The 15,525-nt window shown below is 62.5% G+C and carries 13 protein-coding genes and 1 pseudogene; 7 read left to right on the top strand and 7 right to left on the bottom strand.

Annotated elements, in window-relative coordinates; genetic code table 11:
- Positions 1–175: 175 nt before the first annotated feature.
- Positions 176–1,861, top strand: coding sequence for a methyl-accepting chemotaxis protein (locus V1273_RS06875; RefSeq protein ID WP_334366858.1), 1,686 nt, complete (start codon positions 176–178; stop codon positions 1,859–1,861).
- A 122-nt stretch (positions 1,862–1,983) separates the two neighbouring features.
- Here V1273_RS06875 and V1273_RS06880 read toward each other — a convergent pair whose 3' ends face one another.
- The 5 genes from V1273_RS06880 to V1273_RS06900 form a co-directional block, all read right to left on the bottom strand.
- Positions 1,984–2,910, bottom strand: a complete 927-nt coding sequence (locus V1273_RS06880; protein ID WP_442894140.1) for a Bug family tripartite tricarboxylate transporter substrate binding protein — start codon at positions 2,908–2,910, stop codon at positions 1,984–1,986.
- Between the two features lie 150 nt (positions 2,911–3,060).
- Positions 3,061–3,999, bottom strand: a complete 939-nt coding sequence (locus V1273_RS06885; protein WP_334366860.1) for a DMT family transporter — start codon at positions 3,997–3,999, stop codon at positions 3,061–3,063.
- Positions 4,000–4,315: 316 nt separating this feature from the next.
- A complete protein-coding gene (locus tag V1273_RS06890; RefSeq protein ID WP_334383552.1) occupies positions 4,316–5,326 on the bottom strand; it encodes a tripartite tricarboxylate transporter substrate binding protein in 1,011 nt (336 codons plus the stop codon).
- A 64-nt stretch (positions 5,327–5,390) separates the two neighbouring features.
- Positions 5,391–6,299 (bottom strand): VOC family protein, encoded by a 909-nt coding sequence (locus V1273_RS06895; protein WP_334383551.1) that lies wholly within the window; start codon positions 6,297–6,299, stop codon positions 5,391–5,393.
- Positions 6,300–6,351: 52 nt separating this feature from the next.
- Positions 6,352–7,347 carry a zinc-dependent alcohol dehydrogenase family protein gene (locus V1273_RS06900; protein WP_334383550.1) on the bottom strand — a complete coding sequence of 332 codons (996 nt, stop codon included), beginning with the start codon at positions 7,345–7,347 and terminating at the stop codon, positions 6,352–6,354.
- A gap of 112 nt (positions 7,348–7,459) precedes the next feature.
- Between V1273_RS06900 and V1273_RS06905 the strand changes: the two genes are divergently transcribed.
- The 5 genes and pseudogenes from V1273_RS06905 (at position 7,460) to V1273_RS06925 (ending at position 11,661) form a co-directional block, all read left to right on the top strand.
- Positions 7,460–8,161 (top strand): GntR family transcriptional regulator, encoded by a 702-nt coding sequence (locus V1273_RS06905; RefSeq protein WP_334409132.1) that lies wholly within the window; start codon positions 7,460–7,462, stop codon positions 8,159–8,161.
- Positions 8,162–8,320: 159 nt separating this feature from the next.
- Positions 8,321–9,188: pseudogene (locus tag V1273_RS06910) on the top strand (fumarylacetoacetate hydrolase family protein).
- Positions 9,188–9,778, top strand: coding sequence for an amino acid synthesis family protein (locus tag V1273_RS06915; protein WP_334366866.1), 591 nt, complete (start codon positions 9,188–9,190; stop codon positions 9,776–9,778). Before V1273_RS06910 ends, V1273_RS06915 begins: the two are co-directional and overlap by 1 nt.
- 267 nt (positions 9,779–10,045) lie before the next feature.
- Positions 10,046–10,465 carry a CopG family transcriptional regulator gene (locus V1273_RS06920; protein ID WP_334366867.1) on the top strand — a complete coding sequence of 140 codons (420 nt, stop codon included), beginning with the start codon at positions 10,046–10,048 and terminating at the stop codon, positions 10,463–10,465.
- A 5-nt stretch (positions 10,466–10,470) separates the two neighbouring features.
- Complete coding sequence (locus V1273_RS06925; protein ID WP_334366868.1) at positions 10,471–11,661, top strand: extracellular catalytic domain type 1 short-chain-length polyhydroxyalkanoate depolymerase; 1,191 nt, start codon at positions 10,471–10,473, stop codon at positions 11,659–11,661.
- An 84-nt stretch (positions 11,662–11,745) separates the two neighbouring features.
- On the opposite strand, the gene V1273_RS06930 is transcribed toward V1273_RS06925, so the two are convergent.
- Positions 11,746–12,900, bottom strand: a complete 1,155-nt coding sequence (locus V1273_RS06930) for an alpha-hydroxy acid oxidase (RefSeq protein ID WP_442894141.1) — start codon at positions 12,898–12,900, stop codon at positions 11,746–11,748.
- Positions 12,901–13,004: 104 nt separating this feature from the next.
- Complete coding sequence (locus V1273_RS06935; protein WP_334366870.1) at positions 13,005–13,820, bottom strand: MlaD family protein; 816 nt, start codon at positions 13,818–13,820, stop codon at positions 13,005–13,007.
- 321 nt (positions 13,821–14,141) lie between these two features.
- Here V1273_RS06935 and V1273_RS06940 point away from each other — a divergent pair, with 321 nt between their 5' ends.
- Positions 14,142–15,362 (top strand): tetratricopeptide repeat protein, encoded by a 1,221-nt coding sequence (locus tag V1273_RS06940; RefSeq protein ID WP_334409134.1) that lies wholly within the window; start codon positions 14,142–14,144, stop codon positions 15,360–15,362.
- Positions 15,363–15,525: the final 163 nt, after the last annotated feature.

The raw sequence follows: 15,525 nt of genomic DNA on the forward strand, positions 1-15,525 counted from the left end.
CTTTTACGCGACTTGACTTGCTTCCGCTACAATCGCCAGTTGCCGCTTGATCGGCTGCACCGCGTTCTGCCGGATTTCCGCTGGCCTTCGTAACAAAGCGCTAAAGGGTCTCACGATATTGTGCGCCGAATCAATCGGCCAATCGCGTGCCACGCGCCTATTTCCGGAGATCCCCGTGAAGCTGACCAATCTCAAGATCACCCCCAAACTCGGCATTCTGGTGGGCGTGACCCTGCTTGGCCTCTGCGCCGCCGGTGCGCTCGCGGGCTATTTGATGCAGCGTGAGATGCTCAATGCGCGGATCGAGCAGACCAAGGCGATTGTCGACATGGCGCGCAACATGGCGCTCGGCCTGCAGAAGCAGGTTGCCGCCGGCCAGATGACCAAGGAGGCGGCGATTGCCGAGTTCAGCAAGCGCGGCAATACGCTGACCTTCGACAATGGCAACGGCTACGTGTTTGCCTACACGATGGATGGCGTCGCCGTGCTGGCCCCGGTTCCCAGCCAGATCGGCCAGAACCGCATGGACATCGACACCGGTGGCCGAAAGCTGGTGCGTGAGCTGCGCGATGGCGTCGCGGCGAACGGCGAAATCATGCTGCGCTATGAATTCCGCAAACCCGGACAAGACGAGTTGATCCGCAAATTCTCCTACGCGGTTCCGATCCCCGGCTGGAACATGTTCGTCGGCACCGGCGCTTATCTCGACGACCTCGACGCCAAAATGAAGCCGATCGCGGCAGTGCTCGGGTTTGCCATTCTCGGCATCGCGCTGGTTGCCGGCAGCATCGCCTGGATGATCGGCCGCAGTATCTCGAAGCCGCTCGGTCAGCTTGGCGCCCGCATGCAGGACCTCGCCGAGGGCCGGCTCGACGGTGAAATTCCTGGCATCGGCCGCGGCGACGAGATCGGCGCGATGGCTGCGACCGTGCAGATCTTCAAGGACAACGCGGTTCGCATCCGCGGGCTCGAGCAGAAGGAAGCCGAGGTGCAGGCGCGCGCCGAGGCCGAACGGCGGGCGGCGATGGAAAGCATCGCCAGCGACTTCGAACGCAGCGTGACCGGCATCGTCCGCTCGGTTTCGACGGCGGCCGCCGGCATGCAGAGCACGGCGCAATCCATGACCACGACCGCCAGCGACGCCAGCGCACGCGCGGCGACCGTCGGCGCGGCGTCGCAGCGTTCGTCTGACAATGTCGGCACGGTGGCATCCGCGGCCGAAGAGCTCTCCAGTTCGGTTACTGAAATTTCCCGGCAGGTGACGCGCTCCAGCGAGATCGCCGCCAAGGCGGTCAGCGACGCCGAGCGTACCAACGCCACCGTCGGCGCGCTCTCGACCGGCGCCGAGAAGATCGGCGAAGTGGTCAAGCTGATCCACTCGATCGCTGCCCAAACCAACCTGCTTGCGCTGAATGCCACCATCGAAGCGGCGCGCGCCGGCGATTCCGGGCGCGGCTTTGCGGTGGTGGCGTCGGAAGTGAAGGCGCTTGCCAACCAGACTGCGAAAGCGACCGAGGAAATCTCCGCGCAGGTCGCGGCCATGCAGGCGTCCACCAGCGAAGCCGTGGCCTCGATCGGCGGCATCTCAGAGACCATCGCGCAGATGAGCGAGATCACCGTCTCGATCTCGACCGCCGTCGAGCAGCAGGGCGGCGCCACCCGCGAAATCGCCCGCAACATTCAGTCGGTGGCGGCCGGATCGAACGAGATCTCGGCCCATATCGGCGGCGTCAGTACAGCGGCAGCCGCAACCGGCAAGGCAGCCTCCGAAGTGCTGGCGAGCGCCCGTGAGCTCGACACCCAGTCCGGCATGCTGCGCAGCGCAGTGGACGAGTTCCTGGGTAAGGTGCGCGTGGCGTAAGGCAGAATTGCAGGGTGGGCAAAGGCGCACTTGCGCCGTGCCCACCATCTATCCACGAGTCATTAAGTGAATGGTGGGCACGCTTCGCTTTGCCCACCCTACGACGCTACGCAGCGCGGCAGCTACTGCTTCTCGATCCCCGCGGCCGTGATCAGCTTCTCCCACACCAGGAGCTGCTCCTTCACGAAGGCATCGAACTCTTCCGGCGTTCCGGAGAACGCCTCCATGCCGCGCTCGGCGAGTTGGCTCTTGATGTCGGGCCGCTCGACCACTTTGCGGATCTCCGCGTTCAGCCTGGTCACGATATCCTTCGGCAGGTTGGCCGGACCGAAATAGCCCTGCCACGAGGTGATATCAAAACCCTTCACCGTGTCGTCCATGGTCGGCAGATCGGGCAGCAGCGCCGAGCGCTTCTTGGTTGTCACCGCCAGCGCCTTCAGCGCCTTGGCGTTGACGTGCGGCAGGCCGGTCGGCACGTCGATGAACATCATGGAGACGCGGCCGGCGATCAGGTCGGTCAGCGCCGGCGGCGAGCTCTTGTAGGGAACGTGCAGCAAGTCGATGCCGGCGAGGCGGGCGAAGGTCGCGCCGGCGACGATCGCCGCCGAGCTGCCGCTGGCATAGGTGTATTTGCCCGGCTCCTTCTTGGCGAGCGCGATCAGCTCGGCCACGGAGTTGGCCGGAACGTCTGGATTGATCACCAGCATGAAGGGCAGGTCGCCGGTGCGCGCGATCGGCGTGAAATCCTTGATCGGATCGTAGGTCATGTTCTTGAGCAGATACGGATTGGCCGAATGCGACGTGTTGGTCGTCACGAACAGCGTGTAGCCGTCGGGCGCGGAACGCGCGACATAGCTCGCCGCGATCGAGCCGTTGGCACCCGCCTTGTTCTCGATCACCATGCCGGCGCCGAGCGCGGTGCCGAGCTCCTTCGAAATGATGCGCGTGGTGGTATCGGTGCCGCTGCCGGCCGCGAACGGCAGCACCAGCGTGATGTTGCGGTTCGGATAGGGCGCCTGCGCGGCAGCCGTGGCGATCATCGCCAGCATCAGGGGAGCCGCTGCGGCGACAGGCCGATACCGCTTCAATAACGCGAACATATAGTTGTTTCCTCGTTTGTTCTTATGTTGAATTGGCAGGCAAGCTAGCCTGCCGAGGGACAAAGTGGAAGCCGGTAAGACGCCAAGCCGCAGGCGCTGCTAAGCTTTCTTCGCTGAGGCCCGCCTTGACGCGATCACGACGCCGGCCAGCACCAGCGCATAGCCCACCAGATGGAATAACCGCAACTGCTCGCCGAGCAGCAGGATCGCCATCGCCGAGCCGAACACCGGCACTAGGTGGAAGAACGGCGCGGCACGATTGGGCCCGATCAGCGCCAGTCCGCGGTTGAAGAACAGGTACGCCAGCGTCGAGGGAAAGACCACGGCATAGCCCAGCGTCGCCATCGAGATCATGTCGAACTTCAGCGTCGCGCCGGTCGAGAATTCCCAGATCGAGAACGGCACCAGCATCAGCGCGCCGCAGCAGGTGGTGAATGAAATCAGCGATAGCGCGTGCGTCACCGGGCGGCGCGGGATCAGCGCCGAATACAATCCGAACGACACCAGGGAGCTCGCAAACATCAGGTCGCCGCGGTTGAAGCTGATGCCGGCGAGCGCGCCGAAATCGCCGCGCAGGATGATGGTCAAGACGCCGGCAAGCGAGATGGTGATGCCGGCAAGCTGCGCACCGGTCAGGCGGACGCCGAACAGCGCCAGCGACCACAGCGCAACAAACAACGGCCCCGCCGACTGGATCAATAGCGCGTTCAGCGCCTCGGTATATTGCAGCGCCCAGTAGGAGATCGCATTGTTGTAGGCAAAACCGACCAGCGACAGGAACAGCATCATCGGCAGGTGCGCGCGCAGCACCGGCCAGTCCTGCTTCAGATGCGGCCAGGCGAACGGCAGCAGGATCAGAAAGGTGCCGATCCAGCGGACGCAGGACAGCGTCAACGGCGGTACATGCCCGGCGACATGGCGCGCCAGCACGATGTTGCCGGCCCAGAACAGCGAGGTCAGGCTCAGCAGCAGGTAAGGCTGGTTGGTCAGCCACCGGACCGGATGGAAGGCAGGTGGCACTGGTGCGGGCTTGGTCATGGTCGCGAGGCGAGTAGGGCGAAAATTCCGCCGCACGACAAGTCCTGCGCGCGCAATGCTACAATGTCTTGCGTATCAGCTTGCGCTTTTCCTTTATGCCGTTGCGGAACAGGACGGCTCCGCGCGAAGCACCCCCGCTGTCATACCCCGCGAAAGCGGGGTATCCAGTATGCCGCGGCTTCTCGATTGATCGCGAAGGTCAGCTACTGTTCGTCATTGCGAGCGAAGCGAAGCAATCCATCGTGCGGCATAACGGATAGGTGGATTGCTTCGTCGCTTTGCTCCTCGCAATGACGTGGTGAGATACTGCAACCCCTCAAATGCGCGGGATACCTGCGTCGTTGATCACCTTCGACCACTTGTCGATCTCCGACGTGATCAGCGCGCGCATTTGCTCCGGCGTGCTGCCGCGGACCTCGCCGCCGGTTGCCGTCTCCAGCGCCGTCTTCGTTGCGGGGTCGGCCAGCATCGACTGGATCTCCGTGTTCAGCCGCTTCACGATATCGGGCGGCGTGCCCTTCGGAGCCACCAGCCCGGCCCAGGTGCGAACGTCGAAACCCGCAACGCCGGCTTCCTGTACGGAAGGCACGTTCGGTAGCAGCTTGGTGCGCGCGGGCGAGGTGACGGCGAGGCCGCGAATGGCGCCGCTCTCGATCTGGCCTGCGAGCAGCACGGTGGTCCCGACGATCACGGGAACGTCTCCGGCGAGCAGGGAGGTGACGGTTAGTGAATCGCCGCGATAGGGGACGTGCACCATCTTGGTGCCGGCGGTGACGTTCAACAACTCGCCCGCGAGATGATGCGTGCTGCCGAAACCGACCGAGCCGTAGCTCAGGGCATCGGGCTTGGCTTTCGCCATCGCAATCAGGTCCGCCAGTGTCTTCGCCTGATGGTCGGCGCGAACCGCAATCACCAGCGCGTAGTAGACCATCGTTGACAACATATCGAAACTGTCGATCGGGCTATAGGCGAGCTGCTTGTACAGCGCGCCCGAGATGGCATGTGCGCCCGTGACGAGACCGATCGTGTAGCCATCCGGTGCGGATTTGGCGACGGCGTCCGCAGCGAGATTGCCGCCGGCGCCCGGCTTGGCTTCGACCACCACCGCCTGCCCCAGGCGCTTGGAAAGCCCGTCCGAGACGATGCGCGCCTGGGCGTCGGCGGCGCCGCCCGCCGCAAAGCCGTGCAGCAGCCGGATCGGCCGGTTGGGATACGTCTGCGCGGCGGCGATGGAAGGCGCCAGGCAGGTGAGGCTAAGCGCTGCGGCAACGATGCAGCAGCGCAGGGCAAGCAATCGTCCGCGCAGGACGTTCAACGATCGAGCCATTTGTGTTTCACCCCTGGTGTTTTGTTTTTTGAACGTCAGTTCCGGCTGATGGTGGCGTGCGCGATTACTTCACGCCGCGCATCGCCGGAGAAAATTCGCTCGCCTCCTTGGCTGGCCCGACACCCCAGACGTCGCGCGGCAACCCGATCCAGGTCTTCGGCCGCTGCGGACGATCGTGGTGCCAGGGACGCGGCTCGAAATAGCCGAGCTCTTCGTCGAGCATCAGATCCATGCTGTAATAGAGCTCGATCAGGTAACCATCGGGGTTGTAATGGTAGACCGCCACGTTGTGGCCGGGTCCATGCCGCACCGGTCCCCAGAGAATCTGAAACTTGTTGCGGCCGAGCAGGTCGCAGGCCTGATGCATGTGTGAGGCGTCGCGCAGCTCGAAGGCGAGATGATGCAGGCGGCCGTCGGTACCGCGGGCAAAATTCATCGCATGATGTTCGGGGCCGCAGCGCATGAAGACGAAATTTTCCTCGATACGGTCGGAGATGCGGAAGCCGAGAACGTCGCCGAAGAATTTGGCGGTTCGCTCGGGATCGAGCGTATGGAGCGCGACGTGGCCAAGCTTCGCGACGGCAAGGCCACGGATCGGCTCGACGGCCTTGCAGAACTCCCATCTGGAAAACAATTCGATCCGGTGTCCGTCCGGATCGTCGAAGACGAGTGCCTTCGCTATTCCCGGCGCGGTGTCGCTCCTGATCTCCGATGTGATGCCGAGGCTTGCCAGCGATTTCTGCAGGTCGGCCGGATCGAGGTTGGGCGCAACTTCATAGGCGATGGAAGTCAATTGCGAGGCCGCGCCGCGTTCGAGAACCAGTGTCAGCTCCTCGGACTCGGTGCCGAGCAGGATCCGACCGTCACTGCGTTGGATGACGCCGAGCCCGATGATGGACTGGTAGTAGTCGAGCTGCGCCTCGATGTTCGGACTGGTGAAAGTGACGTGTCGCAGCCGCTTGACCTTGATCATCTCGTGACCTCTTGAATTCAGGCAGAATGTTTGGGCTGTGCGGGCATCCAGCTCAATCCGGGGTCATCACGATCTTGCCGAACGCCGCACCGGAATCGAGCAGTTCATGCGCGGCGCGAACTTCGGAGAGCTTGAAGCGCTTGAAGATCGACGGGCGAATGCCGCCATCGGCGAGATAGCCGATCACCTTTCGCATGATGTCGCGCCGGCCTCCGCGGTCGTTATCGTAGACGTGAAAGGAGAAGCAGCGGATCGCCGGGCAGATGTCGAGATATTTCCGCATCTCGCCCATCAGGTTTTCCGTCGGCAGTCCGGCAAACGCGTTGTAGGAGACGATGGTGCCCCATTTATCGAGCGCGCCGAGATAGGAATAGAATTCGGAGCCGCAGACGTGATCGAGGACGAGACTGACGCCGCGCCCGCCGGTCAGCGCACGGGTGCGGGCGACCACGTCCTCATCGCGATAATGGACAATCTCGTCCGCCCCCATCTTTCGCGCGAAGGCGGCCTTCTCCGGCGTGGAGACGGTGCCGATCACCTTCATCCCGGCGAGTTTTGCGAGTTGCACCAGCGACGTCCCGACCCCGCCGGCCGCACCGATGACGAGGGCCGAGTGGGGCGGCGTAGCGGAGCCGCAATTGTGCAGCAGCGCCCAGGCGACCTGGTAGTTCGGCAGGCACACCGCGTCCTCGAACGCCACGTTGTCCGGCAACACGTGCACCGCGTCCGCAGGCGCTGCGACATATTCGGCGTAGCAGCCGCCGCGCTGGGTAAGGTCGCGCGCGCTCAGGAGTACCCGCTGGCCGACGGCCAGCCCGCTCACGTGTGCACCCACGGCTTCGAGGATCCCGGCGACGTCATTGCCGGGATTGGCTGGCAGCGGCGGCATCCATTTGTAGACGCCGCTGCGGATCAGCTTGTCAGGCTGGCCGACGCCGAAGGCCTGGGCGCGGATCAGAACGTCCCGCTCGCCCAGCGCCGGCATCGGCACCTCGACATAGTCAAGCGCCTCCGGGCCTCCAGGGCGATGCACCAATACAGCCTTCATTCGAGCACCTCCCTGATTTCTGCATATTTTCGAAAATATGTCCCATTACGAAAATCATTGCAACGGGATTCTTTTGGGCTAGGATCGCGGCCTTCGGGTCGCGAGAGAATCAATGACAACGACAGCCCTCAAGGCGCGCAAGGAATTCGGCAAGACGCTCGCCTCCGACATCGCACACCGACTGCGAAACGAGATCGTCACCTGCCAACTCAAGCCGAATGAATCGCTGAAGTTCGATGCGTTGCGCCTGTCGTTCGGCGCCAGCTTCACGACGCTGCGCGAGGCCTTGACGTTGCTGGCGGCGGAGGGGCTTGTCGTCGCCGAGGAGCAGCGTGGCTACAAGGTCGCGCCGGTGACGCTCGAGGACCTGCACGACCTGGCGCATGCCCGCATCCTGATCGAGGTCGATCTGATGCGACGCTCGATCGAGAAGGGCGACGACGACTGGGAAATAAGGGTTATCTCGTCACTTCACCGGCTCGCCAGGATCGAGGAGCGGGAGCGGGAAGATTATGCGAGCAATACCGAATGGAAGGTAGCGCACCGCCAGTTCCATGAGGCGCTGGTCTCGGCATCGGGATCGCCGACGCTGCTTGCCGTGCGAAACTCGCTGTTCGATCGCGCCGAGCGCTACCGCAATCTGTCGGCCATGTTCCGGCCGCACCCGCGCGACAAGGCCGGCGAGCATCGCGCGCTGATGCAGGCCGCGATCGGGCGCAACGCCGATCAGGCGTGCAATCTGATCGCCAGCCACATCCAGACCACCTCCAACAACGTCGCAAAATACGCTTCCGGCGTGATCAGCGCCGGCTGAACGCCTGCGGCCGCTAGCGGACGCCTTTTCTCATAAAGTGCTCGGTCGATGTCGCCCAGGCGACCGATTTTAGTTGCGTTCGGCAATATTTTCGAAAATAGTTGTCTCTGACGAAATTCCAGTTCATCAGCCCGTCCCAACCGAGAAGGATACACGTCCATGCGGCTGCTTTCATTTCTGAACAATGGCAGGGAGACCTGGGGAGCGATCGTCGGCGATGGCGTGGTCGACCTCGGCAGCAAGCTGCCCCACGCCACGCTGCAGGACTTCATTGCAAGCCCCGATTTCGAGAAGCGCGATCGTCTCGTGGCCGGCCACAAGCCCGACCTGAAGCTCGCCGACGTCAAATACCTTCCGGTGATCCCGCGTCCCGAAAAGATCGTCTGCGCTGTCCGCAACTATCTCGACCATCATCAAGAGGCGGTGGCCCACGGCATGAAGCGTGAGATCACGGCGTTTCCGCCGATCTTCCTGCGGGTGTGGCGTTCCCAGGTCGGCCACGACGCGCCGGTGATCCGGCCGAAGGTGTCGACGCATCTGGATTGGGAGGGCGAACTCGCCGTCATCATCGGCAAGCCCGGCCGCTACATTTCCCGAGGCCGACGCCATGGGCCACGTCGCCGGCTATTCGATCTACAACGACGTCAGCGTCCGCGACTATCAGATGCATGCGCAGCAGATCGCGGCCGGCAAGAATTTCGTCGGCACCGGGCCGTTCGGGCCGTGGATGGTGACGACGGACGAATTGCCCGATCCGACCAAGCTGAAGCTCGAGACCCGCATCAACGGCAAGACCGTGCAGAAGTCGGACACCTCGTTCCTGATCTTCTCGATTCCGCGGCTGATCAACTACGCCTCCGAGATATTCGATCTGATGCCGGGCGACGTCATCGCTACCGGCACGCCTGCAGGCGTCGGCTTTACGCGCAAGCCGCCGATGTTCCTGGTGCCCGGCGACGTCGTCGAGGTCGAGGTGGAGAAGATCGGCGTGCTGCGTAACCCCGTGATCGATGAGGCCGCGCAGTGATGGCCCAAAGGACAGTCTACGACATCAGGAAGACGCAACTCTCGATCGAAGAAGTCTGGCACGAGCGCGGGCCGCGCCGGACACAGCCGCTATTGATCGGCACCGCGCTTGCCGTGATCAACAATCCCCATGCCGGCCGCTACGAGCCGGACCTGATGCCGTTTCAGGCTGGCTTGCGCGATCTCGGCCGGCAACTGGCGCGGACGTTGTGCGAGCGGCTGGGCGGCAAGGACGTTATCGAAGCCTATGGCAAGGGCGCGATCGTCGGCGGCGACGGCGAGCTTGAGCACGGCGCGGTCTGGCACGAGGCGGGTGGCGCTGCGATCCGCGAAGTGATCGCGCAGGCCAAGGCGATCGTGCCCGCCGCCAAGACCATCGGCGCGGTTGGCGCGCGGCTGATGGTCCCGCTCGGCCATATCGAGGCGGCTTACGTCCGCAGCCATTTCGGCACCGCCGAGATGACGATCTGGGACGCGCCCCGGCGCGACGAGATCGTGTTCGGGCTCGTCATGGCGACCGGCGGCCGCACCCACGCGCGCATCGGCGGCCTGTCGGTGGACCAGATTTCAGTCCACGACGGGCAGCGATGAAGCGTAGCGTTTTCTCGCGCAAACCGGTGCCTTCAACCGAGAAGCCGGATAGCCGGAGTTTCCGAGCTCACCCACTGAGCGGACATGCTGGAGGGCGCCAAAATCGACGCGAATGGCCGATAGCAGACCTAGTCCGGAAATCGGGGTATTCGTCCTTGGCACGACGGCCCGCCAAGGCGGGTATATTTTTCTTGAGCGACCGCCCTTGACGATCCCCTTCGGACATCCATATGCCATCCAAATGGATGGTATATGGATGGTAGTCTCATGTCGAACAATGTCCGCGAACTCAGACCAAAGCCGGCCGATACCGAGAAAATCACGATCAATCTGGGCTATGTCGACCTTGGGCACGTAGACCTCATGGTCCAGGAAGGGTTCTACTCGAACCGAACCGATTTCATTCGCACAGCAATCCGCAACCAACTCGAACGTCATGCGGATGTGGTCAAACAGTCGACCGCTCGCAAAAGTCTGGACCTGGGTCTACGGAATTACAGCCGTGAGGATCTCGAAGCGGTGCGACGAGCCGGCGAGATGCTGCACATTAATGTGCTGGGCCTTGCAACAATTGCCCAAGATGTCACGCCGGAGCTTGCTCGCGCCACGATTGCCTCGGTCTCTGTGCTTGGAGCCCTCCATGCCAGTTCGGCGGTGAAAACCGCGCTCGCCGACAGGACGCGGTGACGGCGATGCTGAACCAGGACATCATTCGCGAAGCTACACGTCTCACGCGCGCGGGCCGACTCGTCGAAGCCACGGCACTTCTCCAGCACATGCTTCGCGGTGAAAGGCAGGCGGACGCGACATTCCGCACCGATGCCATCGCCCTCCCGGGAGATAAGCAATCAATTGTAGACGCGAAAGCAAATCGGGTTCATGAAACGGGGAACTCGCAGTTACCGCGGACCATATCCGCGCAACCACGCAAGTTCAGCGCGCTATCAAATCGCACAAACAATTACCCTGCGCTCCGATTGCGGGGCGCAACCAAGCGGACTCCGCTATCCACGCGCGACGTCGTGCCGGAGGGTGCGAGATTTATCAAAGGTAGCTACAGCAATCCTGCGGGAAGCCGTGCATACAGGCTCTTCATCCCCAGCGGTTATCATGGGCAACCTCTTCCGTTGATCGTCATGCTCCACGGTTGCACCCAATCGCCAGAAGATTTCGCCGCCGGCACGAGAATGAACTTTATCGCGGAAGCGCAAGCTTGCTTTGTGGTCTATCCCGCGCAGCGTAGCGAAGCAAATCAGGCGAAATGCTGGAACTGGTTTCGCGCAACCGATCAGCAGCGTGACACAGGCGAACCCTCGCTTATCGCGGGGATCACGCGCCAAATCATGCGCGAGTACTCAGTTGATCCAAAGCGAGTCTACGTTGCCGGACTTTCGGCTGGAGCGGCCGCAGCTGCTATCATGGGAGCAACATATAACGATCTATACGCGGCCGTTGGTGTACATTCTGGCCTCGCGTGTGGTGCCGCCAACGACCTTCCCTCTGCGCTCCTCGCCATGCGACAAGGCAGCGGTTTCGATCATCAAGCGGTTTTAACCGACGGGCCAACTGTCCCGACCATTGTTTTTCACGGCGATCGCGACAGCACAGTGCACCCAAGCAACGGCGATCAAGTTATCAAGCAGTCCATCAAAGCAACGAGCACGGAAAGAAACGTGTATCGCGGGCAGGTGACTGGAGGTCACGCCTATACTCGCACCGTCCATAGCGACGGCAGTGGGCGCCACGTCTTCGAGCACTGGAGAATCCACGGAGCTGGACACGCATGGTCGGGGGGAAGCTTGGTGGGCTCCTATACTGACCCGCGAGGACCGGACGCAACAAGAGAAATGCTGCGTTTTTTCCTAGAGCATTCGCTTCCGTAGCAGTGACAGAAATGCGCGTCCTAAGCGGACGTCCGCCGACCAATCTGAATTTATGGGTTCACGCCCTATAATCAGAATTGGGCTCTAAAACTTCCGCACCAGATCCGGCGTGATCTCGCTTAGCTTGCGGATGCCAAGCAGCGCGAGGTCGCGGTCGATCTCGGCTTTCAGAAGCCCGATCGCGCGCTGCACGCCGGCTTGGCCGCCGGCGATCGCGGCATAGAGGAAGGGGCGGCCGACCCAGACGAAATGCGCGCCGAGCGCGAGCGCCTTGATCACGTCGGTGCCGCGGCGGATACCGCCATCGACCATGATCGTCATGCCCTTGGCTTCCGCCGCGATCTCCGGCAGCGTGCGCAGGCCGGAGATCGTGTAATCGAGCTGGCGGCCGCCATGGTTGGAGAGCATCACGCCATCGACGCCGCTCTCGCGCGCAACCTTCGCATCGGCCGGCGAGACCAGGCCCTTGATGACGAGCTTGCCCTTCCACCTCTTACGGATCAGCTCGACATGCTTCCAGGCGAGCTGGTCGCGGGCGCCGATGTTGCGCATCAGGTTCTTTGCCAGCACCGGCGGGCCGCGCTGCGCGTCCATGTTCTCGAAATGCGGCATGCCGTGGTTCATCACGGTGCGCGCCCAGATGCCGAACAGCCAGTGCGGATGCGTGACCGTGTCCAAGAACACGCGCGGCGTGATCGCAAGCGGCACCTGAAAGCCGTTGCGTATATTGTTCTCGCGGTTCGGCGGCACCGGCACGTCGGCGGTGACGACGAAGGTGTCGTAGCCGGCCGCCGCCACGCGATCGATCAGCGGCTCGATCCGTTCTGGGAGGCCAGCGAGATAGGCCTGATACCACGCGGCCTGATTGGCGGCGCGGACATCCTCCAGCGTGATCAGCGAGGAGGCGCTCAAGATCATCGGCACGTTCTCGGCTTTAGCGGCCTGCGTCAGCACGATGTCGCCGCGGTAGGCGCATAGCGCCGAAGAGCCCATCGGTGGAATCCCGAACGGCGCAGCGTAGGTCTTGCCGAACAATGTCGTGGTCTGGTCGCGGCCGGAGACGTCGTTGAGCACGCGCGGCACAAAACCGTATTCGTCGAAGGCTTTGCCGTTGTCGCGCAGCGCGGCATCGGTCTCGGCGCCACCGGAAATATAGCCGTAGAGAAATTTTGGGATCCGCTGCCGCGCCACGGCTTCGAAATCGTCGAGCGAAAGGTATTTTTGCAGAGCCCGCGGCACCGCGCTCTCGGTGCGGGTCACGGTCGGAGGCGGCGCAGCCAAGCTTGTGGATTTGTCAAGCACGTCGGGCGTTCCATTTTTTTGATTGTTATGCGAATGGCACCTTAGCGGCGGGGAGGCGGTCCGCCAAATTTCTGGCCGGCCTTGTTGACGGATTCGCTGACGTCGCCGAGCATTTTTCGCGTCTCGGCGATCACCCGCCCGGACTTCTTGTCGAAACTTTCGATCAGCTCGCGCAGCGAAATCACGGTCGGCAGCAGTTCGCCGCCATATTTGTCGCTGGCGAGGCTGCCGAGGAAATCCTTGGTCTTGTCCATTGCGCCGTCGACCGCGCCGATGCCGGATTCGGCGGTCGCGATGATGGACGTGATTTTCGCGCCATTGCCGGAGAGCGAGGCGGTGAACGTCTCGAAATTCCGCAAGGTATCCTTGATCGCCACCTCGTTGTCGGCGATCACGCGGTCGACGTTGCGCAGCGCCACGCGGATTTTTTCCTGGGTATTGAGCATTCCTTCCGGATCGGCGGTGAGCTCCGGAATGCCGTCCGCGCCCTTTGGCGGCGGCGATGCCTCATCGGTGCCGCCGGTAAACGAGATCGCCGCAATCCCCGTCAGCCCCTGAAATTCGAGGCCGACCTGGGTGTCGCTCTTCACCGGCGTGTTGCCGTCGATCATGGCGAGCGCGACCACGCGGCGCGGATGGTCGAGCTTCAGCGACACCACTTCGCCGACCCGGATGCCGGCGAAATTCACGCTGCCGCCGTTGCGCAGGCCGGAGGCCGAGCCTTCGAAGATCACGCGGAACGGCACCTTCTGTTTGATCCCGGCGAGCCTTTGATAGCCGAGCCACGCGCCAAGCGACCCGGCGATCAGGGCCAGGGTCAAGGTGCCGATCATCAGATTGCTGGCGCGGACTTTCATCGAAGGTGCCTTAACGAAGCAGGCCTAAGAGATAACGGCTTTATGACGGCAAGTCACCGCCGCGAACCACCCGGAACTGCAACGTGCACTCATAAATCGGCTGTAATGATGCAGGGGGTGCGATTCCGCCTTTCCTTCGGAAGCAGACATTGGCGCAGCCTGCCGGCATGTCGGGCTTGGGCCCATCTCGGAAATCGGTTGCCGATGGCAGATAGCCTGCCGTTGATGCTAAAGTCATCACGCCTGTACGTGTCGCGTCGGAGCGCCGGGTGGAGGGGAAACAGCATGGCAGCGCGCGGATTAGATGGACTGCTCCTTTGCATGGGTCTCCTGCTTGCGATGCCGGCGCTGGCCGCTACGCCGACCGACCGGGGCGAGTGCGCCGCCAGCGCCGACAAGCCCGACGTCAATTTCGCGGCATGCAGCCGCATTATCGACGATGCAAACGTGTCGGTGGCAGAACGCGTCAAGGCTTTCAAGAGCCGAGGCCGCGGCTCCTTCAACAGCAAGGATTACGACCGCGCGATTGCCGACTACGGCGAGGCCATCAAGCTCAGCCCAAAGGACGCCTGGGCCTTTGCGCACCGGTGTGAGGCTTACGAGAGGAAAGAGGACCACGACGCGGCTATTGCGGATTGCACCGAGGCCATCAAGATCGATCCGAAATATGGTTGGGCCTACAACAACCGTGGTGTCGCCTACTACGGTCTGCATGAATACGACGCAGCGCTGGCCGACCACGCCGAGGCGATCAGGGTCAATTCCAGGGACGCGTGGGCCTATGCCCGCCGCGGCATGGCGTGGACGGAAAAGGGTGAATTCGACCAGGCAATCGCCGATATCACCCAGGCGGTCACAATCGATCCGAAATACGCCTTTGGTTTTGGCCAAAGGGGGCAGGCACTGTTCAGGAAGAGGTTGATCACGAAAAAAGGCGGATGGGAGCCCGCGATCGCAGACTACAGCGAAGCAATCAAGCTCGATCCAAATCTGCTTTGGCTGTACAGCTCACGTGGCGTTGCCTACAGCAACAATCGCCAATACGACCTCGCCGTCCCGGATTGCAGCGAGGTCATCAAGCGCGAACCCAACAATTCCGGCGGGTACAATTGCCGCGGCGTCGCTTACGAAGGCTTGAAGGACTATAGCCGCGCGATCGCCGACTATGATCAGTCGATCAGCATCAATCCAAAGAACGGCGTGGCGTATTGGAATCGTGGCAATGCCTATATGGCGCTGCGTAAGATCGATGACGCGATCGCCGACTATGACCAGGCGATCGCGATAAACCCCAAGGACTTCAACTCTTTCAACTCGCGCGCCAAAGCCTACGTCGCAAAGGGTGACAGCAACCGCGCGATTACGGATTTCACGCAGGCGATCCGGTTCGATCCGTCCTATGTCGAGGCCTACAACAACCGCGGCATCTCCTATGAAGTGCTGGGCCGCCGCGCCGAGGCGATCGCCGATTTCCGCAAGGCGCAATCAATCGACTCGGCCAACCGGGTCAGCAAGCAACAGCTCCGCGTGCTCGGTTTCTGACCGCGTGCCGCGAAGCCGCCACAAGCAAGAATGTCTGCAAGTGGGCCAATTTCAGCCGCAAGCCATCCTTCCTCCCGCGCGGGCTGTCGTATATGAGAGATTTGCCACCGGGAACGTGCCGATCGTCCTTTGGGAGCGAATTGGCGGCGTGGATGGCGGCTGC

The organism is Bradyrhizobium sp. AZCC 1721 (assembly GCF_036924715.1).
Taxonomy (GTDB): Bacteria; Pseudomonadota; Alphaproteobacteria; order Rhizobiales; family Xanthobacteraceae; genus Bradyrhizobium.

Excerpts from the sequence above, each read along its gene's own strand:
- V1273_RS06885 (WP_334366860.1), bottom strand. The coding sequence starts at position 3,999 with ATGACCAAGCCCGCACCAGTGCCACCTGCCTTCCATCCGGTCCGGTGG.
- V1273_RS06895 (WP_334383551.1), bottom strand. The coding sequence starts at position 6,299 with ATGATCAAGGTCAAGCGGCTGCGACACGTCACTTTCACCAGTCCGAAC.
- V1273_RS06880 (WP_442894140.1), bottom strand. The coding sequence starts at position 2,910 with ATGCTGGCGATGATCGCCACGGCTGCCGCGCAGGCGCCCTATCCGAAC.
- V1273_RS06900 (WP_334383550.1), bottom strand. The coding sequence starts at position 7,347 with ATGAAGGCTGTATTGGTGCATCGCCCTGGAGGCCCGGAGGCGCTTGAC.
- V1273_RS06925 (WP_334366868.1), top strand. The coding sequence starts at position 10,471 with ATGCTGAACCAGGACATCATTCGCGAAGCTACACGTCTCACGCGCGCG.
- V1273_RS06920 (WP_334366867.1), top strand. The coding sequence starts at position 10,046 with ATGTCGAACAATGTCCGCGAACTCAGACCAAAGCCGGCCGATACCGAG.
- V1273_RS06940 (WP_334409134.1), top strand. The coding sequence starts at position 14,142 with ATGGGTCTCCTGCTTGCGATGCCGGCGCTGGCCGCTACGCCGACCGAC.
- V1273_RS06915 (WP_334366866.1), top strand. The coding sequence starts at position 9,188 with ATGGCCCAAAGGACAGTCTACGACATCAGGAAGACGCAACTCTCGATC.
- V1273_RS06890 (WP_334383552.1), bottom strand. The coding sequence starts at position 5,326 with ATGGCTCGATCGTTGAACGTCCTGCGCGGACGATTGCTTGCCCTGCGC.
- V1273_RS06905 (WP_334409132.1), top strand. The coding sequence starts at position 7,460 with ATGACAACGACAGCCCTCAAGGCGCGCAAGGAATTCGGCAAGACGCTC.
- V1273_RS06935 (WP_334366870.1), bottom strand. The coding sequence starts at position 13,820 with ATGAAAGTCCGCGCCAGCAATCTGATGATCGGCACCTTGACCCTGGCC.